The organism is Variovorax sp. BGA-UO-ETr-C22 (assembly GCF_059567965.1).
The window spans coordinates 1-22177 of the sequence record NZ_JCAQPA010000006.1 but is presented as its reverse complement, the minus strand read 5'-3'; the positions used below and the strand labels follow the sequence as shown (position 1 = coordinate 22177).

Below are 22177 nucleotides of genomic sequence, written 5' to 3'. Positions count from 1 at the left end.
CATGACGGATTTCAAGACCCTGGCCGATCTCGTCGGCCACCATGCGCGCACGCGTCCCCATGCGATCGCCCTCACGTTCGAGGCGGGCCCGGCCTTGCCCGAGCAGCACCGCAGCTTCCTGCAACTGCACGAGAACGGCCTGGCGCTGGCCCGGGCCCTGCAAGGCCTGGGCATCCGACGTGGCGACGCCATCGCGCTGGTGATGGCGAACCACCCCGAGTTCGTCGAAGCCATGGTGGCGGCCGCGCACCTCGGGGCGGTGCTGGTACCGATCGATGCGCGGGCGCAAGGCGACAGGCTCGCCGCACTGATCGATCGCACGCACTGCGTGGGTGTGATCGCGGCGGACTATGCCGCCGCTGCGGTCGCGCAGATTCGATCGCGCGCCACCCACCTGCGCTGGGTCGTGCGCGTCATCTCGGGCGAACTTGCGGCAGATGCGCCGCGCGCCTGCGAAGCGCTGGACTACGCGCAACTGCTGGCCCGCCACACACAGGCAGGCCTCCCCTCGGCACACTTCACGCCCGTCGATCCCGATGACCCCATGCAGATTCTCTTCACCTCCGGCACGACCGGAGAGCCGAAGGGGATCGTGATCACCCACCGCCGCTTCGTCGACACGGCGGCACTGGCGGCCTCCGCCTTCGGCTACACCGGCGACGATCGCCTCTACTCCGGCCTGTCGCTGACGCACGCCAACGCCCAGTTGGTCACGCTGGGTGCAGCCCTGAGGCTCGGGATCGCCTGTGTCATGTCGCGCCGCTTCACCAAGTCGCGGTTGTGGGAGATCGTGCGTCGACACCGGTGCACCGCCTTCACCCTGCTAGGCGGCATGACCACCGCTGTCTATTGCGAGCCGCCGTCGCCCAGCGACCGGGATCATGTCGTGCGCTTCGTCGTCGCCGCGGGCATGCCGCAGGCCATCTGGCGTGACTTCGAGCAGCGCTTCGGCGTCCATGTTCTGGAGTTCTACGGCACCGCCGAAGGCGGGCTGACGGTCAACCCTTTCGGGAAAGGTCCGGTCGGCAGCATCGGCCGCCCGCACCCGGCGTTCTCCGTCCGCATCGTCGCCGAAGACGGCAGCGATGCGCCCGCGGGCACGCCGGGCGAACTGGCGTTCCGGCCGGCCAGCGGCGCGCCCTTCGACATCGCGTACTTCGAAGACCCGCAGGCCTCGCAGAGCAAAGGCAAGGACGGTTGGCTCTGGACCGGCGACATCGTGCGCGCCGATGCGCACGGCTGGCTCTACTTCGAGCACCGCCGCGGCCATGGCATTCGCCGCAACGGCGAATTCATCGACCCGGCGCAGATCGAGAAGACCATCGCGGACACCGGACTGGTCCGCGATGCGTTTGTGTTCGGCACGGCAGCGGCCTCGGGGGCGCCTGGCGAATGCGATGTCGTCGCAGCCGTCGTCCCCCATCACGCCGACCTGGACCTTTCGGTGCTCCATGCGCGTTTGCGCGAGACGCTGTCGAAGAACGCCCTTCCCGGGCGGCTGATGGCCATCGAAGCGATCCCCAAGACCGCATCGGAAAAGCCGTTGGCGCGGGTTCTGGAGGAATGGCTGCGCGACGGGGCGGTCGCGACCGTTTTCGAGGCGCCCTCAGCCTAGACACAAGACCTGGGCGCAGGCGGCGGCAGGCCGTTTTTCCCCTGCGCAATCAACAACAACGAAGGAGACATTCATGCACAACCACGGGCGTAAGCTTTTTCTTCCCATCTCACTTGCATCGCTGTTCATCGGGCCTTCGAGCTGGGCGCAGTCTTCTGTGACACTCTTCGGCGTCATTGACATCTCGGTGAGCCACTACCAGACCAAGAGCGTGCTGCCCGCAGGCCTGCCTTGGTGGTCCCTGGCAGCGCCGGCATCCATCTCGCAAGGCGCCACGAAGCTCGCGTCGGGCGCGCACACCCCTTCTCTCTTGGGCATTCGCGGACAGGAGGATCTGGGCGGCGGGCTTGCTGCAGGCTTCTGGCTGGAATCCACACTCACACCGGACGACGGGGCCCAGGGGCTTGGCGTTTTCGACCGCCGCTCGACGGTCAGCCTGTCGGGGCCGTTCGGCGAAGTGCGCCTGGGCCGGGACTATGTGCCGACCTATTGGAATCTGACGGTCTTCGATCCCTTTGGCACGGTCGGGGTTGGCGCGAACCTATGGAATCCGATCGGCACGGGGCTCACCACCAGCCACGGAAAGTCGCCCGCGAACCTGATGCCCTTTGACAACTACGTTCGCGCCTCCAACAGCGTCGGCTATTTCCTGCCGGGCCATCTTGGCGGGTTCTACGGCCAGGTCATGTACTCGCTGCATGAGAACCTGAAGCAAAGTGGCGTGAGCCACAGTCCGAGCAAGGGAGGGCGAAACGTCGGGGGGCGCTTCGGTTATCAACGTGGCCCCCTCAACCTGGCCATCGCTTACCAGGAAGACGCCAAGGACGATCTCAGCGGATTCGACAAGGACCGTTTGAAGATCCTCAACGCTGGGGTCTCCTACGATTTCGATGTCGTCAAATTGTTCGGCCAGTTGTCGCAGATCAGGGATGAGCGCAGCAAGATGAACGTAGCCAATATCGGCGGTATTCCGTATCCCTTCAGGAACGAGAACAATGGGAAGTACACCGGTGGCTTGATCGGCATCACGGCCCCGGTCGGGCCTGGATTGATCCGTGCGTCCTATTCGCGCGTGAACTATGCATCTCCTCATGCGGTGAATGCCTTGAATCCCGCGACATGGCTGCAAGACAACGATGCCAGGATCGAGAAGTTCGCCGTCGGCTATGTGTACAACCTGTCAAAGCGCACCGCGCTCTATGCCACTGTCGCGCGAACCAGGATGAAGTGGAACGGGTCCGTGAATGCGGCGATGGCCATCAGTCCCGGAGGCGGGGTGAGGTTTGCGAACGGCATCGCCGGGATCAGCGCACCTTATGTCCCCTCGAGCACCACCGGCTACGACATGGGCATTCGGCACGCCTTCTGAGGGCACTGACTCGCGCTGCGGACCTTCCAGGTGGTCGGCCCTGAACTCCCGCGTGCTGCAGCGCTGCGCGCTTGCCGGGCAAAGGGAAGGCCCGCACAGGGGCCGTCTCTTCCGCCCCGGAAGGGCAACGCTCTTTGACTCACAAGGCGCATGCGGTGCAACGGCAAGGATTCAGGAGGAGCGATGCACCACTGTCTAGCGTGCTCGATTGCGCATCGCATACAACAGCACGAGCGTCGCGATGATTTCCAGTCCCGCGACCGCATAGAGGCCCGCGGCCACGCTTCCCGTCGACGTCTTCAGCCACCCCATCGTGAAGGGCGCAGCGAACCCCGCCAGGTTGCCGACCGAGTTGATGAAAGCGATGCCACCCGCCGCAGCGGTGCCCGTGAGAAAGGAAGCGGGGATCGACCAGAACACGGGAAAGGCGGCGAGGATGCCGATGGTCGCGAAGCTCAACGCGACCATGGCGAACACAGGTTGCTCGATCAACACGCCGGTGGCCACGAGCCCGACGCCGGCGATCAGCGTCGCATAGGCGCAGTGCCGCCGCCGCTCACCGGTGGCATCCGAATGCATGCCGTTGAGCACCATCGCGACCGTTCCCAGAATGAACGGAATGGCCGACAGCAGGCCGATGTTCAGCGTGCCCTTCACGCCCAGCTCCTTGACGATCGAGGGCGTCCAGAAGGCAATGGTGGCGTTGCCGCTCACGATGCAGAAATAGGCGGCGGTGCACAGCCACAGCATGGGGTTGCGCAACGCCCGGCCGAAGCTCGATTGCTTGGGGGCATCGGCGTTCTCCTTCTGCAGTTCGGCGGCCAGCGCGTGCTTCTCGGCCTCGGTCAGCCATCGTGCGGATTGGGGCCGGTCCGGCAGCCAGGCCAGCACCGCGAAGCCGGCAAGCACCGAAGGAATGCCTTCGAGCAAGAAGAGCCACTGCCAGTTTCGAAACGGCGCGACGCCTTCCATGCCGCTCATGATCAGCCCTGCGAGCGGCCCGCCGACGACGCCCGCGATGGCAAACGAGGTCATGAAGAGCCCGTTGATCTTGCCGCGGCGATGCGCCGGCACCCAGTACGTCAGGTACAGCATCACGCCCGGGAAAAAGCCGGCCTCGAATGCGCCGAGCAGGAATCGCAGCACATAGAAGGACGTGGGCGTTTCCACGTAGATCATCGCCATCGACGTGAGGCCCCAGAGGATCGTGATGCGCGCGAGCGTCTTGCGCGCGCCGATCTTCTGCAGCAGCAGGTTGCTCGGCACCTCGAACAGAAAGTAGCCGATGAAGAAGATGCCGGCACCCAGCCCGTAGACCGCTTCGCTGAACTGCAGGTCCTGCAGCATCTGCAACTTGGCGAAGCCCACGTTGACGCGGTCGATCCACGCCAGCAGGAACAGGAACACCAGGAACGGCACCAACCGCCATGCGATCTTGCGATGCATGCGGTCGTGGTCCGAGAGGGAATGGGCGCCGGCCGAAGGCCGCGCGAGGGATGAGACAGAGGTAGCGTCCACAGCAGTTTCCTTTTTCTTCAATGACAGAACTCCAGGAATGCGTCGCCCTTCATGGTGTACGCATAATGTTTATAAATATATTTATAGACATTCCATCGCACATTGGTAGTTACCCTCCGTGGGATCTGTCTCCGCCGGTTTCATCGTTCGCGAATCGAGAAAGGACCTTTGCCGCCGGCACGGTTTCCGCGCGACTTCGTTCCTCCTAAGGTCAGCACCTGGCACCGCGCAGTGCGTGCCAAGCCAACCAAGCAACCGAACGAAATGGAGCAGTTTTCAATGTCGCAATGGATACGCAGGATCGGCGCCGCGGCGTCTGTGTGGGGTGCAATGAGCGTCCCCCTCGCCTTCGCAGCCCCCGTCGTGGGCAAGAGCCCGTGGGGCCCGAACGACGAACTCGGCCGACTCAACCTCATGACCGCGAGCACCAAGGCCCAGGTGCTTTCCCGCGCGGACGGTGCGCGTGTGTACGACCTGTCGGTCGAGTACTTCGTCGGCATGCCGAGCTGGCACGGCATCGGCGATCCGCGCTACCAGATCTGGATGACGCACACGCCGCACGGCACCGTGGTCGACGACCCGATGGGCGTCGGCCACACGCAGAACAAGCACGTGAGCTACACCGGCGCGGCCATCTCGATGTACACCCACATGGGCACGCACATCGACGCGCTCAACCATTTCGGCCTCGACGGCAAGATCTGGAACGGCTTCGAGGCGCGTGAACACCTGGGCGACCGCGGCTGGAAGAAGACCGGCGCCGAGACCATCCCGCCGATCGTGGCCCGCGGGGTCCTGATCGACGTTGCCGCCGCCAAGGGCGTCGAGATGCTGGCGCCCGGCTACCGCGTCACCCGGGCCGATCTGCAGGAGACGCTCGACAAGCAGCGCGTGAAGCTGGAGACAGGCGACGTGGTCCTGATCCGCACCGGCCGCATGAAGCTCTACGACAAGGCCGACGCCTACATGGATTCGCCGCCGGGCATGAGCGTGGATGCCGCGCGCTTTCTCGTGGAGTCGGGTGGCGCGATGGTCGTGGGTGCCGACAACCTGAGCTTCGAGACCTTCCCGCCCGATGCCGACGACAACTACGTGCCGGTGCACACCTACCTGCTCGCACAGCAGGGCGCGCCGATCATCGAGCTGGTCAACCTGGAAGCGCTCGCCAAGGACCGCGTCTACGAGTTCGCGTTCATCGGTGCGTCGCTCAAGCTGCGTGGCGGCGACGCCGCACCGATGCGCCCCATCGCCATCCCGCTGCGGCGCTGAGACGCTCGCGCGTGCTGCGTTGGCCGCCTCGGCTGGTACGCTCGGCGCCATGGATCGCTACGCTGCCATGCAGTACTTTTGCCGCGTCGTCGAACAGGGCAGCCTGGCCGCGGGCGCCCGCGCGCTGAACCTCTCGAACTCGGTCGTCACGAAGGCCATCCAGTCGCTGGAAGCCTGGACCGATTGCCGCCTGCTCGCGCGAACCACGCGCAGCATGCAGCTCACCGAAGCCGGCGAGCGCTTCTACAGCTTCTGCCAGCGGACGCTGGCAGACACCGAGCGCACGCTGACCGATGTCCGCTCGGTGAGCCGCGGGTTGACCGGGCGGCTGGTCGTGGCGGCGCCGGTTTCGCTCACGCTGTCGCATCTGCACGTGCATCTGCATGCGTTCCAGGCGCAACACCCGGGCATCGAACTCGAGATGCGGCTGAACGACCGGCCGGTCGATCTGGTGCGCGAAGGCATCGACGTCGCGCTGCGCGGCCAGGCGCGGCTGGAAGATTCGAGCCTGGTGGCCATGCCGCTGATGGACCTGGCCCGCGTGGTGTGCGCCGCGCCCGCCTATTGGGAGCGCCACGGCCGGCCCGCGACACCCGCTGATCTGTCGGGCCACAACTGCCTGCAGTACCTGTTGGGCGACGACCGCGACGAATGGGTGTTCGACGGACCGGACGGGCGCGCGCGTGTGCGGGTCAGCGGCACGTTCCGCGCCGACAACAGCCTGCTGCTGATCGACGCGATGCGCCGGGGCGTCGGGCTGGGCCTGGTGCCGTCGGTGATGGTGAAGGATGCACTGGCCGACGGCTCGTTGCAGACCGCGCTCGACGCCTACGTGGCGCCGCCTCGGCGCCTCTTTGCGGTCTACCCGACGCGCGACCACCTGATGCTGAAAGTGCACGCGCTGGTCACCTTCCTGAAGCAGCAGTTGCCGCCGCTCACCCCATCAGTTCCTTCGGCAGCGCCGCCATGAACGACGCGAAGTTGGTCGAGCCCTGGCCGGGGCTCATGTGCTCGACCATCAGTTCGGCCGCCGCCCTGGCATCGCGCCGCTGAATCGCGTCGAGCAGCTTGGAATGCTGCTCCCATGACGACTTGAGGCGACCGAACGCGGCAAAGGCGTGGCGCCTGTAGGCGCCGGTCTGCGAACGCATCCGCAGGATTTCCTGGCGCAGGTAGGGATTGCGTGCCCCCTGGTAGAGCGCCTCGTGGAAGCGCCGGTTGTGCTCCTGCCAGGCCTTGACGTCTTCTTTCTTGACCGCGGCGGCGGCGCGCTCGTGCGACTTGGCGAGGTCGAGCCGCTCTTCGGGCGTCATGCGCTCGCAGGCCAGCCGCACGCACAGGCCCTCGAGCTCGGCCAGCAGCTCCCACATGGCCAGCAGCTGGGTCATGTCCATCTTCGCGACGACCATGCCGCCACGCGGCAGGCTTTCCACCAGCCCCTGGGCCTGCAACTGAAGCAGCGCCTCGCGCACCGGCGTGCGCGAAACCTCGTAGGCCGTCATCAGCGCCTGTTCGTCCACCGTGTCTCCGGGCAGGAGCGTGCCGTCGCGGATGGACTCCTCGACCGCAAGGCGGATGCGTTCAGCGGTTTTCATGGGGCGAGCTCCCGTAAAAAAACGATTGAATAAAACATTTTTGTGAGTTATAAATATATTTATAGACCTCATCCATCTTTTAATTTTACCTGCTCCAGAGAGAGCGCACGGTGCCAGGAGACCGCTTTGACCGACCCCACCCTCGAGCCATGGAAGACATGGGTCGCGCTGAGCCTGCAGTTGCATGGCATCGATGCCGCACCCGGACTTCAGGTCCGCGCGGCGCGCACGTTGGCACGGCTGGCGCCCATGGCGAGCCGTCTGGCCGCCGGCACCACACCGCCGTTCGACATCCGCCCCGTGGAGCACGCGCATGAGTGATGCGGGCACACCCTCCATCGCCGCGCTGCGCCGGTCGATTGCCACGGGTGCCAGCTCGGCCGACGAATCGCTGGCCTTGCAGCGCGACGCCTTCGAGCGCGGCGCTGCGGTCCATCGCTGCGTGGTCGAGCGCGCGACGGACAGCCGGCCGATCGCGGATGCCCCGCTCTCCGGCATTGCAATGGCGCACAAGGACGTGTTCGGCACAGGGCTGCGCGCCGCAGGGCAAGGACGACCGGAAGGCGCTGCGACCGATGCGGTGACCAGCCCTCCCTCCGCCCCCTTGCGACGCCTCTCCGAGCGTGGCGCGACCTACCTCGGCGCCCTTGTGATGGCGGAGTACGCTTGCGGCGCCACCGCGGAGAACCCGCACTTTCCCGCACCGCTGAATCCGCTGGACCCGGCGGCGGCGGTCGGCGGGTCGTCCAGCGGCTCGGCCGTGGCGGTGGCTGCCGGCTTGTGCCGGGCCTCGCTGGGGACGGACACCGCGGGGTCGGTGCGCATTCCCGCATCCACCTGCGGCGTGGTCGGATTCAAGCCCGGCGCCGGCGTGATCGACGCAGGTGGCGTGTCGCAGCTGGCGCCGTCGCTGGACACCGTCGGCGTGGTGGCGCGCTCGGTGTCGGATGCGGCCCATGTGTTCGCGGCGCTGCTGCCCGACGAAGCGCCGATGGCGCAGCGTCTGCTCAGCCTGGAAGGCATCGAGGAAGACCTGTCGCGCCATCGCCGCTGGCGCGTGGCGTCGGCACTGGACCAGCCCGACCTGCGCGACGACGTTGCAAGCCGGCTCGGGGCCTTCGAATCTCGCGCCACCTCGCACGCGGTGGCATGGCACCGCGCGTCCTTGCACGGGCTCGACGAACTGTCGTGTCTTGCCCAGATCGTGCTCCACGTCGAGGCCGCGGCCACGCATGCGCACAGCGTGCGCCACGCACTGGGCTCGCTGGCGCCGATCACGCAGGCAATCCTCCTGCCGGGCTGGGCCGTCCCGGCCGCCTGGTACCGGCACGCCTGCGAAGCCCGCGCGGGCTGGCGCGACGCCTTCGTCGCCGGGCACCTTGCGCAAGCCGACGTGCTGCTGTTGCCTTCGCTGCCGCGCGGCGTGCCCGACGCGCAAACGGTGACCACCACCTCCGACCGCTTCGACCCGCGCGAACTGGTCGCGCTTCACCACTACCACGCCTTCGTGAACTACCTCGGGCTCCCTTCGTTGTCGTTCCCGATCGGTACCGATGCGCGCGGCCGGCCCGTTTGCATCCAGGCCATCGGTGCGCCGGGCACCGAGGCCGAGCTGCTGGCCTTCGGACACCAGTTCGCCGCGCCGACGGGTGCTCCTTCCGTTCCCGCGGCGCGCAACGTCCGTCGCGCCAGCACCCCGCTTCATTGACTTCCCACGGAGAAACCATGCCCAAGATCAACGCCTCCCCTGCCCTCGCACGCTTTCGCGTGCTCGACCTGTCCCGCGTTCGCGCCGGCCCCACATGCGTGCGCATCCTTGCGGATTTCGGCGCCGACGTGATCCGCATCGAGCCTCCCGCGGGTGTCGACCCGAACGAGGCGATGTTCGCAGCCGACCGCTGGGGCGGCGACTTCCAGAACCTCAACCGCAACAAGCGATCGATGACGCTGAACCTCAAGAAGCCGGAAGGGCTCGAGGCCTTCATGCGGCTGGTGGAAACAGCCGACGTGGTGGTGGAAAACTGGCGCCCCGACGTCAAGGCGCGACTGGGCATCGACTACGAGGCGCTGCGCGCGGTCAATCCGCGGATCATCCTCGCGAGCATCTCGGGCTTCGGCCAGGACGGTCCCTATGCCTGGCGCCCGGGCTTCGACCAGATCATCCAGGGCATGGGCGGGTTGATGTCGGTCACAGGCTTCCCGGCACAGGGCCCCGTGCGCGCCGGCCTCGCGGTGGCCGATTCGGGCACCGGCGTCTATGCAGCAGCGGGCATCCTGATCGCGCTGCTGGAGCGCGAGCGCTCCGGGCAGGGGCAATGGGTGCACGGCTCACTGCTGCACACGCAGGTGGCGCTGATGGACTTCCAGGCCGCGCGCTATCTCAACGACGGCGACGTGCCCGCCCAGGCAGGCAACGACCACCCGACGAGCAGCCCGATGGGCCTCTTCCAGGCCAGCGACGGCGTGTTCAATCTCGGCGCGTCCGGCGAAGGCAACTGGGTGCGGTTGTGCGAATGCCTGCAGGCTCCGAAGCTGAGGGAGGTGCCCGAATTCGCCACCGAGAAGCTGCGTGTCGAACACCGGCTGGCACTCAACGAGGCCCTGGCCGAGGTCTTCAAGAGCCAGACGGTCGCGCACTGGGTCGAACTGCTGAACCGCGCCGGCGTGCCCGCGGGCCCCGTCTATTCGATTCCGCAGGTCTTCGAGGACGCCCAGGTGAACCATCTGGGCATCGCGCAGGATGTGGAGGCGGGCAATGGCCGGCGCTATCGGCTGGTGTCGCAGCCCATCACGCTGGCGCGCACGCCAGCGCGCATCGCGCACGCCGCCCCGGCCTGGGGCGAGCACACCACCGAGATGCTGACCGAGATCGGCTACACGCATTCCGACATCGAACAGCTGCAAGCGAAGGCCGTGGTATGAGCGAAGGACACATCCGGACCGAGACCGCAGCGGGGGTCGGAACCCTGGTGATCAGCCATGCGCGCAAACACAACGCGATGACGCTGGCCATGTGGCAGCAGCTCGCCGAAGCCGTACAGGCGCTGGCCGACGACCGCGCCGTGCGCGTGATTGTCGTCACCGGTGAAGGCGACGCCGCTTTCGTCTCGGGCGCCGACATCAGCGAGTTTGCGCAACAGCGCAGCGGCACCGACGCCGTGGCCGCCTACGACCACGCGGTGGCGACCGCCCAGCGCGTGCTGGCCGAATGCGCCAAGCCGACAGTGGCACGCATCCAGGGCATCTGCATGGGCGGCGGCATGGGCATCGCCCTCGCCTGCGACCTTCGCTTCGCCGCATCGAACGCGCGCTTTCGCATGCCGGCCGCGCGCATCGGCCTGGGCTACGCGTTCGAGGGCATGCAGCGGCTGATGAGATTGCTGGGCGCACCGGCCACCTTCGACCTGTTCTACACGGCGCGCAGCCTCCACGCTCCCGAGGCGATGCGCCTGGGCCTGGTCAACGACTGCATCGACGCCGAGATCTTCGACGCCGAAGTGGCGTCACGCGTGGCGCTGATCGCCCAGAACGCGCCGTTGGCGTTGCGGGCCGCAAAGGCCGCGATTCTCGCTACGCTGGAGCCCCCGACAGCGCAGGCCCGGGAAGCGATCGACGCGATGGTGCGCCAGTGCTTCGCCAGCCGGGACTACGCCGAGGGCCAGGCTGCATTTGCCGAGCGGCGCGCGCCGCGTTTCGAAGGGAGCTGAACCGATGACCGCCACCCTGCAAGAGAACCCCTCATGAGCAATCCACGCGTCCCCTTTCAACTCTCGTCCGAGCGCCCGCCGTTGATGCCGCTGGACGGCGGCCACATCCTCGCGCACATCGTCGTGAACGTGGAGCACTGGCCTTTCGACCGCCCCATGCCGCGCACGCTGCTGACGCCGCCGCACGGCAAGGAGACGGTGCCCGATGTGCCGAACTTCAGCTGGGCCGAGTACGGCCTGCGCTGCGGGCTGCCACGCATGATCGAGGCGCTGCGCAGTCGCGGATTGCGCGCGTCCGCCAGCCTCAACGCCTCCGTGATCGATTCGCACCCGAGCGCCGCGCAGGCCATCCTGGAGGCCGGCTGGGAATTCATCGGCCACGGGGTGCAGCAGCAGTCGCTGGCGCAACTCGACGGGCACGCCCAGGCGGAAGCCATCGTGAAGTCGCTCGACCGCATCGCCGCCTTCACCGGCGTTCGTCCGCGCGGCTGGCTCTCGCCCGGCCTGCGCGAAGCGGCGGACACACCCGACATCCTCGCCGCCGCCGGCATCGACCATGTGTTCGACTGGTGCCTGGACGACTTGCCGTGCTGGATGCAAACCGAGCACCGTTCGCTGATGGCCCTGCCCTACATGCTGGAGGTCAACGATTCGGTGATCTATGCGGTCGAGAAGCACTCCTCGCCCGAAATGAAGCTGCGGCTCGAACGCACCCTGGAGGTCTTTGCGCGCGAAGTCGTCCGCCTGGGCCAACCCCGTGTGCTGGCCATCGGGCTGCATCCGCACCTGATGGGCGTGCCCCACCGCTTCGGCGATTTCGAAGCCATGCTCGACCTGCTGCTCGCGCACCCGATGGTGCGGGTGGTGACGGGCTCATCCCTCCATGACTGGTACGCCGCGCAGGTCCCCGCGCCGGCGCCGCTCGTTGCCCGGTCCGGCGACGTCCCCTTTGTCCCGATGCCTCAATGAACGCCATCGATACCCTCATCGCCCACGTGCGCTCGCGCGATTTCGACTCCCTGCCACCCGAAGCGGTGGACGCGGCGCGGATGTTCATCTACGACACCATCGGCGTCGGCATTTCCGGCTCGCGCCATCCGCGCATGCCGGCACTCAAGCAGGCAGCGCAGTCCCTGGGCGACGGCGACGCCGTCACGGTCTGGGGCAGCGGCGAGAAGCTGCCATTCCCGTCGGCCGTGATGCTCAACGCCTACCAGGTGTTCAACCAGGAATTCGACGCGGTGCACGACGTCGCCGTGGTCCATGCCTTCGCCTGCATCGTGCCGGCTGCACTCGGCTATGCCCAACGCGAAGGCGGCGTCTCGGGCAAGGCGTTGATCACGGCGGTGACGCTGGGACTCGACGTGGCCATCTATGTCGCGCTGGCGCAGCGTGCGCCGATGCGCTTCTTCCGCCCTGCCATGTGCGGCGGCCTCGGCGCCACGGCCGCGCTGTGCAAGCTCGCCGGCATGGACGCCGACACGATGCACAACGCACTCGGCCTCATGTACAGCCACCTCTCCGGCACCATGCAGGCCCATGCCGAGGGCTCGCCCGCGGTCGGCCTGCAGGTGGGCCTGAACGCACGCGCAGCCGTCTCCGCCTTCGAACTGGCGCGTGCCGGCTTCCCGGGACCGCGAGACATCCTGGAGGGCCCGTTCGGCTACTTCGCACTCTATGACTTCGGCCAGTCGCGCTGGGCCGACGTGGCGAACGACGTCGGCCAGGTCTTCCAGATCGCGCGCATGAGCCACAAGCCCTACCCCACCGGCCGCGCGACCCACGCGGGCGTCGATGCGGTCGTCGATCTCATGGCCGCGCATGGCTTCGGAGCGGACGACGTGGAAACCGTACGCGTGCATGCCTCGCCGCTGATCGCACGGCTTGTGGGGCGGCCGGCGCAGCCTGGCATGGACTCGGCCAGCGCCAAGCTCAGCATGGGCTACGTGGTGGCCACGGCGCTGCGCAAGGGCCGGGTGGGCATCGAGGCCTTCGACCCGCCCGCGTTGAACGACGCGCGCACCTTCGAACTGGCACGCCGGGTCGAGGTGCTGGACGACGGCAACCCCAACCCGAACGCCCTGGGTCCGCAAGTGGTCGAGGTGGTGCTCAAACGGGGCGACACGCTACGGCTGGCCGTGCCGCACTTTCTCGGCAGCCCCGGCCGGCCGCTGCCCGCACCCGATCAGCAGGCCAAGTTCATGGCCTGCTGCGCCTCGATCAAGCCGCGGCTGCCGCCTTCACAGGCCGAAACACTGGATTCGGCACTGCGCCGGCTCGAAGAACTGCCTGACGTGCGCGAACTCATCCCACTGATGACGGCGCCCGCCTGACACCCCGGGGCCGCTCGGCCCCTTTCGCTTCTTTCCGTTCCCTGCATCGGTCGTTCATTGCGCCCTCGTGGCCGCAAGGAATGCACGCGCTCGCGCGGCCAATGCCCCACTCACCCTGCCATCGAGATACACCATGAACCGTTCTTCCGACAACTACCAGGACATCCGCGACGCCGTGCGTGCGCTGTGCGCCGAGTTTCCCGACGAATACCACCGCAAGATCGACGAGCAACGCGCTTACCCCGAAGCCTTTGTCGATGCACTGACTGCCGCGGGCTGGCTGGCAGCGCTGATCCCGCAGTCCTACGGCGGCTCCGGCCTCGGACTCGCGGAAGCCTCGGTGATCATGGAGGAGATCAACCGCTGCGGCGGCAACTCCGGCGCCTGCCACGGCCAGATGTACAACATGGGCACGCTGCTGCGCCACGGCAGCGAGGCGCAGAAAAGCCGCTACCTGCCAAGGATCGCCAGCGGCGAGCTGCGGCTTCAGTCGATGGGCGTGACCGAGCCCACCACCGGCACCGACACCACGAAGATCAAGACCACGGCCGTGCGCAAGGGCGACACCTATGTCGTCAACGGGCAGAAGGTGTGGATCTCGCGCGTGCAGCACTCCGACCTGATGATCCTCTTGGCGCGCACCACGCCGCTGGCCGAGGTGAAGAAGAAATCCGAAGGCATGTCGATCTTTCTGGTTGACCTGCACCAGGCCATCGGCAACGGCCTGACCGTACAGCCGATCGCGAACATGGTGAACCACGAGACCAATGAGCTGTTCATCGAAAACCTGGAGATTCCGGCGGACCACCTGATCGGCGAGGAAGGCCAGGGCTTCCGCTACATCCTCGACGGGCTCAACGCTGAGCGCACGCTGATTGCCGCGGAATGCATCGGCGACGGCAAGTGGTTCATTGACCGCGTGACCGGGTATGTGAAGGACCGTGTCGTGTTCGGCCGCCCGATCGGTCAGAACCAGGGCGTGCAATTCCCGATTGCCGAGAGCCACATCGAAGTGGAAGCCGCCGACCTCATGCGCTGGCGTGCCTGCGAGCTTTTCGACGCCCGACAGCCTTGCGGCGCGGAAGCGAACATGGCGAAGTACCTGGCCGCCAAGGCCAGTTGGGAAGCCGCCAATGCGTGCCTGCAGTTTCATGGCGGCTTCGGCTTTGCCAACGAGTACGACGTCGAACGCAAATTCCGGGAGACGCGGCTGTACCAGGTGGCGCCGATCTCGACCAACCTGATCCTCGCGTATGTCGCGGAACATCTGCTCGGTTTGCCGCGCTCGTTCTGAAGAAGCCAGGCTGGGGCTGCAACACAAGTGGAAGCGGACACTCAGGCGGGCCACGTTGAGTGTCGGCAACCCGTCTGGAGCCGCCGTACGCGAAGGACTGCCATGCAACGAATGCCAACGTCGGACTCGCAGCCACCGATGTCAAGCTCGAGAGCCTGATTGCTACTGGGGGCACCGCGCCGTCAGTCCCACGTCCGATTCCCACCTCGCTGAAATTGCCGCCGGTACGCGGAAGGCGTCGCCCCCACGATCTGCCCGAAACGGCGCGCGAACTGCGTCGGCTCTCCGAAACCGGTGCTTTCGCCGATCTCCGCCGCAGAGGCGCCGGTAAAGACCAGCAGCGTCTTGGCGCGCTCGATCCGGCGTTCGGTCACCAGCTCCAGGAAGGTCTTGCCCGTTTCGCTCTTCAGCAGGTGGGCCAGATGCGTGGGCGACACATGGCTCGCATGCGCCGCATCGCCCAGCGTCAGCTCCTGCGCGAGGTTGCGGCTGATGTAGCGGATGCAGCGCAGCACCGCCGGCCGGTACGACTGCAGGGCCATCCCCTGCGCCTCGCAGTTGCGAAACTCCTCGCCGTAGCGCCGCCACACCATGCCGATCAAGTGAAGCAGATGGCTGCGAATCAGCAGATGGCTGGCGGTGTCTTCACCCGGCGGCCGCTGCGCTTCCTGCGCCATGTGTTCGCACAGCGCTTGGAGCTGGTGGGTCTCGGTTTCATCGAAGCGGAAATCCAGGCAATGCTGGAACCGGAAAGGCGCGAGCTCGGGCGCGCGTGACAACGGCACCTCCGACAGCTCGAACACGTCGAGGTCAAGTGACGGCAGCAGGTAGTCCTTGCTGATGTTGATCACATGGAACACGCCGTCGGCCGCGTTCGGGATGTAGTGAACCAGGAAGGGCAGCACGAAGCTCACCGTGCCGGCGCCGATGGCGCGCTGATTCCCGCCGATGTAGTGCGTGGTCTCGCCCCGCGTGTTGACGTAAATCTGGAAGTACTCGTGCCGGTGCGGCACCGGATTCGGCAGGCAGTTGCTCTGGTCATGAATGCCGAAATAGGCGCGCTGTGCCCGCGCCGCCATCGTGTAGTTGCTGATGGCGGCACGCGCGGCACCGGCGCGGGGCGGCGGCACGAATTCGTCGGGGGAAGGCGTGGGTGGCATGAAGAGCTGATCTCAAGATCGCAAGGATTGCATATCTTTGCGCAAGCCTGCGCGTTGAGGTGAGAAGGCCTCGTTCCTAGACTCTAGCCACTCCTTTCCAAACCTTCCAGAGAGACAAACCCATGTCCCCCCACCCGACGGCCGAACTCGCGCAAGCGACCGATGTCCCCGCAAATACCGACGCCCTGCAAGTCCTGCCCGTTTCCATCGACATCGTGGACAGCGACCAACGCTTTCCGGTGCGCCGCGTCTACTGCGTGGGCCGCAATTACCTGGCCCACATCCGGGAGATGAAGGAAGGCGACGAGCGCGATCCGCCGTTCTTCTTCCAGAAGCCGTCCGACTCGGTGGTGACCGACGGCCGCGTACCCTACCCCACGCTGACGGACGACTTCCAGTTCGAGTTCGAACTCGTCGTGGCCATCGGCAGCCATGCGTCGAACGTGTCGCCCGACACCGCGCTGGACCACGTCTTTGGCTACGCTGCGGGCCTGGACATGACCCGGCGTGACCGCCAGCGCGAATGCAACAAGCGCGGCCTGCCGTGGGAACAGGGCAAGTCTTTCGACCACTCGGCGCCCTGCGGCCCGATCCATCCGGTGGCGAAGGTCGGGCACATCCGCTCGGGAACGCTCAATCTCTCGGTGAACGGCGCGGTGCGGCAAGACTCGGTGCTCGAAAAGATGATCTGGAACGTCCACGAGATCGTCAGCGAGCTGTCCAAGCAATACCGCCTGCTGCCCGGCGACCTGATCTTCACCGGGACGCCCGAAGGGGTCGGCCCGGTGCAGCGCGGCGACAAGCTCACCGGCCGCATCGACGGGCTCTCGCCCCTGCAGGTCGAGATCGTCTGAGCCCGCAACAGCACACGGAGACACCATGAAACCACTCGAACGCATCTCGTACTCGTCCATCGCGGACCGTCCCGCACTGAAGTTGCCCGGCGGCAAACGACTGGCAGTCTGGGTGATCGTCAACGTCGAGGAATGGAATATCGACGAGACCATGCCCCGCACCGTGCTGACACCACCGGCCGGCGGTTCGCCGATGCCCGACATCCCGAACTGGGCCTGGCACGAGTACGGCAACCGCGTCGGCTTCTGGCGCATGCTCGAAGTGATCGACGCACTCGGCATCAACGCCACGCTCGCCATCAACGGTTCGGCCATCGGCGCCTACGAGCCCATCGCCAAGGCGGCGAAGGAACGCCAGTGGGAGTTCATCGGTCACGGCTTCGGGCAGCGCAACATGCAAAAGGTCCCCGACGAGGTCGAGGACATCGCCAAGACCACCGAGGCCATTCGCGCCTACACCGGCAAGCGCCCGCGCGGCTGGCTCGGCCCGGGGCTCACCGAGACCTGGCACACGCCCGACATCCTGGCCGAGCAGGGCTACGAGTACGTGTGCGACTGGGTGCTCGACGATCAGCCGGTGCGGCTGAAGACGCGCGACGGCGGCACGATCGTGAACGTGCCCTACACGCAGGAATGCAACGACGTGGCAATGATGCTGATCCAGCACCACAAGGCCAGCGAGTACCGCGACCGCGCCATCGACCAGTTCGAACAGCTCTACGCCGACGCGAAAGACTCGGCCCGCGTCATGGCGCTGGTGGTGCACCCCTACATCATGGGCGCGCCGCACCGCCTGCGCTACTTCCGAGAAGCGCTGGCGCACATCCAGCAGCATGAGGAAGTGGCCTTCCTGACCGGCGAGCAGATCCTCGACTGGTACGGCGCGGCAAGCCCCGCTGCGTGAACCCTCGCCGGCACAGCGTCGGCGATCCCGTGCAACGAACGAACAACAAACAGATTTCTCGCTCGGCGAGAAGGAGACGACACGTGCATTCCTCAACCTCGGTCATTTCACCGGTCGGTGGCGCGCGCCGCGAGGCGCCCATCACCGCACTGGAGATCGGCATGTTCCTGGTGCTGCTCGCCTCGTACGCGCTCAACGCGATGGACCGGCAGATCTTTCCACTCATCGCCGCGGACGTGCGCAAGGAGTTCGGCTTCAGCCTGGCAGACACCGGTTTGCTGTCCACCATCTTCACGCTGGGCATGGCCGTGGCCGGCATTCCGACCGGCTATCTGCTGGCGCGGCTGTCGCGCAAGACGGTGTTGCAGATCGGCATTGCGATCTTCTCGCTGGGTACGCTGCTGGCGGCCTACTCGTACGGCTTCGCCGACATGATCGTCTACCGGGCCGTCACCGGCATCGGCGAAGCGATGCAACTGACGGTGGTGATCGCCATTGCCGCGAGCTACTTCGCGCGCTACCGGGCCACCGCCGTGGGCGCCATCAACTTCTCTTTCGGCATAGGCGCGATCCTGGGGCCGCTGCTCGGCGGCCACCTGATCGGCGTCGAGCGCGATTGGCGCCTGCCGCTCATCGTGTTCGGCGTCGCGGGCTTCGCGGCTATGGCGATCATCGCGCTCACCGTAAGCAAGCGCATGACCGAGAACGTGGCGGCCACCGGCGGGCGCGCCGACCAGCGCGGCGCCACCACCCTGTGGAACCGCAACACGGCCCTGCTGACTGGCATGAGCGTCATCGGTGGGCTCTGCATCTACGGCTACCTGGGCATGTACCCGACCTTCCTTCGCGAGCACCTGCACTACACGCCGTCGGACACCGGCCGCGTGATGAGCACCTTCGGTTTCGGTGTTTTCGCATCGATCTTCGGCGGCTGGCTCGGCGACCGCTTCCATCCCAAGCTCGTGCTCTCGGCGAGCTTCATGGGCACCGGCCTGCTGGGCTTCCTGATGTTCTCGGGCCCCACCGACATGGTGGTGCAGTCGGCGCTGTCCTTCGCGTGGGGCTTCGTGGTGAGCGGCGTGCTGTACGTGAACCTGGCGGGGTATCACATCAAGGCGGTGCATGCCTCGCTCACGAGCCGCGCCACGGGCGTGTTCGTCACCACGCTGTACGGCGCGGGTGCAGTCGCGGGCTTCATCATCGGCGGCATCGCCTCGCGCTTCGGCTGGAGCACGGCCGGGCTGGTGCAGATCACGCTGCTGGCGGCGGTCGGCGTGCTGCTCACGCTGCTGCTGCACACCGACCGCATGTCACTGCCGGCACGCAAGCCGTGATGCTGCTCGACGGGGCGCTGCTCGGCGGCGCCGCGGCCCTGGCCGGCGCACTCAATGCCGTGGCGGGCGGCGGCAGTTTTCTGACCCTGCCGGCACTGGCGATGGTCGGCGTGCCGCTGGTGTCGGCCAACGCCACCGGAACCGCCGCGTTGCTGCCCGGCTACCTGGCCGGCGCCTGGGCATTGCGCAAGGAACTGTCTGGGCCGATGTCGCCTTCGCTCCTGCGGTTGGGTGTGCTGTCGGTGCTCGGCGGCGCGGCCGGTGCGGCGCTGTTGCTGTCGACCTCGAACCATGCCTTTGCCCGCATCGTGCCGTGGCTGCTGCTGGCCGCGACGCTGCTCTTCGCGATCGGGCCCGGCCTGGTGCGCCGAAGGCTCGCCGCCGCCGACAACAACCACAAGCCGCGAGGCCGTTGGATCGCCGACCTGGGCATCGCCGCGGTCGCCGTCTATGGCGGCTACTTCAACGGTGGCCTCGGCATCCTGCTGCTCGCCGTGCTCGGTGCGCTGGGGCACACGGACATGGGACGCATGAACGGCATCAAGAACTTCGTCTCCGCGATCCTGACGCTGATCGCCGTCGCCATCTACGCGGCCAGCGGCGCGATCGTCTGGACGCACGCGCTGTGGATGGCCCTCGGTGCCACGGTGGGTGGCTATGCCGGCGGCATGGCGGCACGGCGGCTGAAGCCCGAGGTGGTGCGCGGCTTCGTCGTGCTGACGGGGCTGGCGATGACGGCGGCCTTTCTTCTCAAGGCGTATTGAGCGGGCTTTCGTTTCTTTCTTCTTTCCGTCACTTCAATCACTCGGTCGACCCATGAAAACAACCAAGAGAGACTTCACCCGTTTTGTCGGCACCCTGATGGTCGCCGCCACCGGTGCACCGGCGCTGGTCGGCTCGGCATCGGTGTCGGCCCGCACAGCGCGTGCGCCCGCATCGCCGGGCCTTCGACGCGGCAATTACCTGATCCGCAACGGCGCGGTCATCACGGTCGACCGCGCCAAGGGCGTGCTGCCGCGCGCCGACGTATGGATCCGCAACGGCGTGATCGAGAAGATCGGGCGCGGCCTGACCGCACCGGCTGGAGCGGAGATCATCGATGCGACCGACATGATCGTCATGCCGGGCTTCGTCAATTCGCACTATCACATGTGGAGCGCCATCGGCCGCAGCTTCACCGCACGCGACGGCGGCTTCTCGTACTACCCCGCCAAGAACGCGACCTCGACCCTGTACACGCCCGACGATTTCTACAACAGCGTGATGCTGGGCTGCGCCGAGCTGGCGAACGGCGGCACGACGACCGTGCACAACTGGTCGCACAACACACGCTCCCCCGCCCATGCCGATGCCGAGCTGCGTGCGCACCAGCACGCGCTGCTGCGCGCCCGCTACGCCTACGGCCACGTCGACAAGATGCCCGCCGACGAACTCAACCGCTACGAGGACCTGGCGCGCGTGCGGCGCGAGTGGTTCGGCGAGCGCTCGCCCTTCGACGGGCTGGTGCACCTGGGGCTGAACCTGCGCGGCCCGCAGCAAAGCACCGACGCCGTGTTCCACGAAGAGATGAAGTCCGCCAAGGCCAGCGGATTGCCCGTCGCGATCCACGCACCGCAGGAGGCCCCCAACAACGTCGATGCCGTCGACTACGAACGACGCGGCTACCTGGGGCCGGATTTCATGCTCGCGCACTACGTGCCCGCCAGCACAGCCGACCTGGCGGCCATGGCGCGCACGAAAACGCCGCTGTCCTTTGCCACGCACTCCGAACTGCGGCTCAGCGGTACCGGCGACGCGCGTGCCGCGCTCTTCGCGATGCGCAACGCGGGCCTGACCATTTCGTTGTCGAGCGATGCGACCTCCATCGCCCCGCCCGACATGTTCGAGGCGATGCGCTTCACCTGGAACCTGGGCGTGCCATGGGCCGGCACGCCCAGCGCGCAGTCGAAGGCGGTCGGCGTGTCCGAGGCGATCGAGATGGCGACCCTCAACGGCGCCATCGCCATGGGACTGGGCGAGGTCACCGGCTCGATCACCGAAGGCAAGCGCGCCGACATCATCCTGGTGCGCACCCAAGACCTGAACATGGGCCCGGTCGGCAATGTCGAGACCGCCATCGTGCAAAGCGGCAGTGCGGCCAACGTCGACACCGTGATGGTCGACGGGCGGATCGTGAAGCGCAACGGCAGACTGCTGGCCTACGACACACGCGGCATCATGCGGCGCGCGCGGCAATCGGCGGACCGGATTCGCGCCGCGGCGAGCGAAGCCCTGAAGGCCTGAAGGCCTGAAGCTCCTGCGGCCATTCGCACGCGGCGTACACGTCGGCGGTCGAGCGGTTGGCGGGCCGACACCGGGAAAGCCGAGTCACCGAGTCACGAACGGCTGCAGCAGACAGCGACGCGCCCGCCGCAGGAACTCAATGCCCGGTGCCGAGCCTCAGCACCTGCCCGGTCAGAAACTGCGCCCGCGGGCCAGCCACGTAGTCGAGCAGAGGCAGGCAGGCCTGTGGCGCCAGGCCGTGCGTCAACTCCAGCGCGTTGATGCGCAACCCTTGCGCTCCCCATTCGGCGGCCAGCGTGGCCACCAGCATCCGGGCCGCATCGGCGTCGCCGGCCAGTGGCCAATCGAGCTCCGGTTCGGACGCAGGCAGCAGCAGCGTGAGGCTGGCCAGCGCGGCGTGGCTCGAACGAAAGCAGCGAGCCGCATCGAGCACGGCATCGAGCCGCGTGCCGGGCCGTGCCTCCAGCGCGCGCGCGTCGATGACCGCCGGACAGCCCGCTCGGTCGAGGTGGCCTGCATGCGCGCGCACCCACACGCCCAGTGCCGCATGCCAGGCCGGCTCGCGCACGGACTCGAGATGCGGGCGCAAGGGCGCATCGAACGGAAGCAGCAGATGCTCGCAGGCTGGCAGCGACTGACTCCCTCCGCACACGGACGATCCGCCGTCGAGCACCAGCAGTTGTCCGGTGAGCACGCGCGCGCCGGGGCTGGCCAGGAAGCACAACGCGTGCGCCATGTCCTCGGGCTCGGCCATCCGGCCCATGGGAATCTTCGACACCGCCTGCGCCGGGTTCAGCCGGCCGCTCTCGATCAGGCGCTGCATGTTGGCGCCGACCGGAAACTGAGCCAGTTTTGCAGGTAGTGCCGAAGTAAAAGTGAGCCAGGTGTTCAACCTACCCTGCTGTTTATTTAAGCAGCGGGGTTCGAGGAGTGATCACCATG

General features: G+C 66.9%; 20 protein-coding genes. 16 read left to right on the top strand and 4 right to left on the bottom strand.

Annotated elements, in window-relative coordinates; all coding sequences use genetic code 11:
- Position 1 precedes the first annotated feature (1 nt).
- The gene (locus tag AC57B8_RS01805; RefSeq protein ID WP_496478469.1) at positions 2-1615 is read left to right on the top strand and encodes an AMP-binding protein; all 1614 of its coding nucleotides are present in this window, start codon (positions 2-4) and stop codon (positions 1613-1615) included.
- A gap of 73 nt (positions 1616-1688) precedes the next feature.
- On the top strand, positions 1689-2984 hold the full coding sequence (locus AC57B8_RS01800) for a porin (protein ID WP_496478468.1): 1296 nt from the start codon (positions 1689-1691) through the stop codon (positions 2982-2984).
- Between the two features lie 195 nt (positions 2985-3179).
- Here the strand turns inward: AC57B8_RS01800 and AC57B8_RS01795 are convergent, their stop codons facing one another.
- Positions 3180-4430: an MFS transporter gene (locus AC57B8_RS01795; RefSeq protein WP_447745533.1), complete on the bottom strand. Its 1251-nt coding sequence runs from the start codon at positions 4428-4430 to the stop codon at positions 3180-3182.
- Positions 4431-4832: 402 nt separating this feature from the next.
- Between AC57B8_RS01795 and AC57B8_RS01790 the strand changes: the two genes are divergently transcribed.
- The gene (locus AC57B8_RS01790) at positions 4833-5771 is read left to right on the top strand and encodes a cyclase family protein (protein WP_496478467.1); all 939 of its coding nucleotides are present in this window, start codon (positions 4833-4835) and stop codon (positions 5769-5771) included.
- Between the two features lie 49 nt (positions 5772-5820).
- The gene (locus AC57B8_RS01785) at positions 5821-6741 is read left to right on the top strand and encodes a LysR substrate-binding domain-containing protein (RefSeq protein ID WP_492696679.1); all 921 of its coding nucleotides are present in this window, start codon (positions 5821-5823) and stop codon (positions 6739-6741) included.
- Here AC57B8_RS01785 and AC57B8_RS01780 read toward each other — a convergent pair.
- Positions 6707-7366 carry a GntR family transcriptional regulator gene (locus AC57B8_RS01780; RefSeq protein WP_062469590.1) on the bottom strand — a complete coding sequence of 220 codons (660 nt, stop codon included), beginning with the start codon at positions 7364-7366 and terminating at the stop codon, positions 6707-6709. The two genes, AC57B8_RS01785 and AC57B8_RS01780, sit on opposite strands and share 35 nt — an antisense overlap.
- Positions 7367-7492: 126 nt before the next feature.
- On the opposite strand from AC57B8_RS01780, the gene AC57B8_RS01775 reads away from it, so the two are divergent.
- The 7 genes from AC57B8_RS01775 to AC57B8_RS01745 all read left to right on the top strand — a co-directional run bounded on the left by AC57B8_RS01775 (position 7493) and on the right by AC57B8_RS01745 (position 14700).
- Positions 7493-7687 (top strand): hypothetical protein, encoded by a 195-nt coding sequence (locus tag AC57B8_RS01775; protein ID WP_496478466.1) that lies wholly within the window; start codon positions 7493-7495, stop codon positions 7685-7687.
- Positions 7680-9074 carry an amidase gene (locus AC57B8_RS01770; protein ID WP_496478465.1) on the top strand — a complete coding sequence of 465 codons (1395 nt, stop codon included), beginning with the start codon at positions 7680-7682 and terminating at the stop codon, positions 9072-9074. The genes AC57B8_RS01775 and AC57B8_RS01770 overlap by 8 nt, the downstream gene beginning before the upstream one ends.
- Positions 9075-9091: 17 nt before the next feature.
- Entirely contained in the window at positions 9092-10288 is a 1197-nt protein-coding gene (locus tag AC57B8_RS01765) for a CaiB/BaiF CoA transferase family protein (RefSeq protein ID WP_496478464.1), read from the top strand.
- Positions 10285-11073 (top strand): enoyl-CoA hydratase, encoded by a 789-nt coding sequence (locus AC57B8_RS01760; RefSeq protein ID WP_496478463.1) that lies wholly within the window; start codon positions 10285-10287, stop codon positions 11071-11073. The genes AC57B8_RS01765 and AC57B8_RS01760 overlap by 4 nt, the downstream gene beginning before the upstream one ends.
- Before the next feature lie 33 nt (positions 11074-11106).
- Positions 11107-12042, top strand: coding sequence for a polysaccharide deacetylase family protein (locus AC57B8_RS01755; RefSeq protein WP_496478462.1), 936 nt, complete (start codon positions 11107-11109; stop codon positions 12040-12042).
- On the top strand, positions 12039-13406 hold the full coding sequence (locus tag AC57B8_RS01750) for an MmgE/PrpD family protein (RefSeq protein WP_496478461.1): 1368 nt from the start codon (positions 12039-12041) through the stop codon (positions 13404-13406). Before AC57B8_RS01755 ends, AC57B8_RS01750 begins: the two co-directional genes overlap by 4 nt.
- Positions 13407-13539: 133 nt before the next feature.
- Entirely contained in the window at positions 13540-14700 is a 1161-nt protein-coding gene (locus tag AC57B8_RS01745; RefSeq protein ID WP_070061255.1) for an acyl-CoA dehydrogenase family protein, read from the top strand.
- A 182-nt stretch (positions 14701-14882) separates the two neighbouring features.
- On the opposite strand, the gene AC57B8_RS01740 is transcribed toward AC57B8_RS01745, so the two are convergent.
- Positions 14883-15830 (bottom strand): AraC family transcriptional regulator, encoded by a 948-nt coding sequence (locus tag AC57B8_RS01740; protein WP_240531154.1) that lies wholly within the window; start codon positions 15828-15830, stop codon positions 14883-14885.
- A 152-nt stretch (positions 15831-15982) separates the two neighbouring features.
- Here AC57B8_RS01740 and AC57B8_RS01735 point away from each other — a divergent pair, with 152 nt between their 5' ends.
- From AC57B8_RS01735 to AC57B8_RS01715, 5 genes are all read left to right on the top strand, one after another.
- Positions 15983-16714: a fumarylacetoacetate hydrolase family protein gene (locus AC57B8_RS01735; protein ID WP_496478460.1), complete on the top strand. Its 732-nt coding sequence runs from the start codon at positions 15983-15985 to the stop codon at positions 16712-16714.
- Positions 16715-16739: 25 nt separating this feature from the next.
- Positions 16740-17618, top strand: coding sequence for a polysaccharide deacetylase family protein (locus AC57B8_RS01730; protein WP_496478459.1), 879 nt, complete (start codon positions 16740-16742; stop codon positions 17616-17618).
- A gap of 83 nt (positions 17619-17701) precedes the next feature.
- The gene (locus AC57B8_RS01725) at positions 17702-18952 is read left to right on the top strand and encodes an MFS transporter (protein WP_496478458.1); all 1251 of its coding nucleotides are present in this window, start codon (positions 17702-17704) and stop codon (positions 18950-18952) included.
- A gap of 2 nt (positions 18953-18954) precedes the next feature.
- Positions 18955-19716 carry a sulfite exporter TauE/SafE family protein gene (locus tag AC57B8_RS01720; RefSeq protein WP_496478735.1) on the top strand — a complete coding sequence of 254 codons (762 nt, stop codon included), beginning with the start codon at positions 18955-18957 and terminating at the stop codon, positions 19714-19716.
- 52 nt (positions 19717-19768) lie between these two features.
- Positions 19769-21235, top strand: coding sequence for an amidohydrolase family protein (locus AC57B8_RS01715; protein WP_496478457.1), 1467 nt, complete (start codon positions 19769-19771; stop codon positions 21233-21235).
- Positions 21236-21371: 136 nt separating this feature from the next.
- On the opposite strand, the gene AC57B8_RS01710 is transcribed toward AC57B8_RS01715, so the two are convergent.
- Positions 21372-22127 (bottom strand): SDR family oxidoreductase, encoded by a 756-nt coding sequence (locus tag AC57B8_RS01710; RefSeq protein ID WP_496478456.1) that lies wholly within the window; start codon positions 22125-22127, stop codon positions 21372-21374.
- Between the last annotated feature and the right edge of the window lie 50 nt (positions 22128-22177).

What these genes read in the sequence shown, in the direction of transcription:
- AC57B8_RS01795 (WP_447745533.1), bottom strand. Translation starts at nt 4,430, where the DNA reads ATGCATCGCAAGATCGCATGGCGGTTGGTGCCGTTCCTGGTGTTCCTG.
- AC57B8_RS01750 (WP_496478461.1), top strand. Translation starts at nt 12,039, where the DNA reads ATGAACGCCATCGATACCCTCATCGCCCACGTGCGCTCGCGCGATTTC.
- AC57B8_RS01755 (WP_496478462.1), top strand. Translation starts at nt 11,107, where the DNA reads ATGAGCAATCCACGCGTCCCCTTTCAACTCTCGTCCGAGCGCCCGCCG.
- AC57B8_RS01715 (WP_496478457.1), top strand. Translation starts at nt 19,769, where the DNA reads ATGAAAACAACCAAGAGAGACTTCACCCGTTTTGTCGGCACCCTGATG.
- AC57B8_RS01800 (WP_496478468.1), top strand. Translation starts at nt 1,689, where the DNA reads ATGCACAACCACGGGCGTAAGCTTTTTCTTCCCATCTCACTTGCATCG.
- AC57B8_RS01730 (WP_496478459.1), top strand. Translation starts at nt 16,740, where the DNA reads ATGAAACCACTCGAACGCATCTCGTACTCGTCCATCGCGGACCGTCCC.
- AC57B8_RS01780 (WP_062469590.1), bottom strand. Translation starts at nt 7,366, where the DNA reads ATGAAAACCGCTGAACGCATCCGCCTTGCGGTCGAGGAGTCCATCCGC.
- AC57B8_RS01785 (WP_492696679.1), top strand. Translation starts at nt 5,821, where the DNA reads ATGGATCGCTACGCTGCCATGCAGTACTTTTGCCGCGTCGTCGAACAG.
- AC57B8_RS01770 (WP_496478465.1), top strand. Translation starts at nt 7,680, where the DNA reads ATGAGTGATGCGGGCACACCCTCCATCGCCGCGCTGCGCCGGTCGATT.
- AC57B8_RS01760 (WP_496478463.1), top strand. Translation starts at nt 10,285, where the DNA reads ATGAGCGAAGGACACATCCGGACCGAGACCGCAGCGGGGGTCGGAACC.
- AC57B8_RS01735 (WP_496478460.1), top strand. Translation starts at nt 15,983, where the DNA reads ATGTCCCCCCACCCGACGGCCGAACTCGCGCAAGCGACCGATGTCCCC.
- AC57B8_RS01790 (WP_496478467.1), top strand. Translation starts at nt 4,833, where the DNA reads ATGAGCGTCCCCCTCGCCTTCGCAGCCCCCGTCGTGGGCAAGAGCCCG.
- AC57B8_RS01745 (WP_070061255.1), top strand. Translation starts at nt 13,540, where the DNA reads ATGAACCGTTCTTCCGACAACTACCAGGACATCCGCGACGCCGTGCGT.
- AC57B8_RS01765 (WP_496478464.1), top strand. Translation starts at nt 9,092, where the DNA reads ATGCCCAAGATCAACGCCTCCCCTGCCCTCGCACGCTTTCGCGTGCTC.
- AC57B8_RS01805 (WP_496478469.1), top strand. Translation starts at nt 2, where the DNA reads ATGACGGATTTCAAGACCCTGGCCGATCTCGTCGGCCACCATGCGCGC.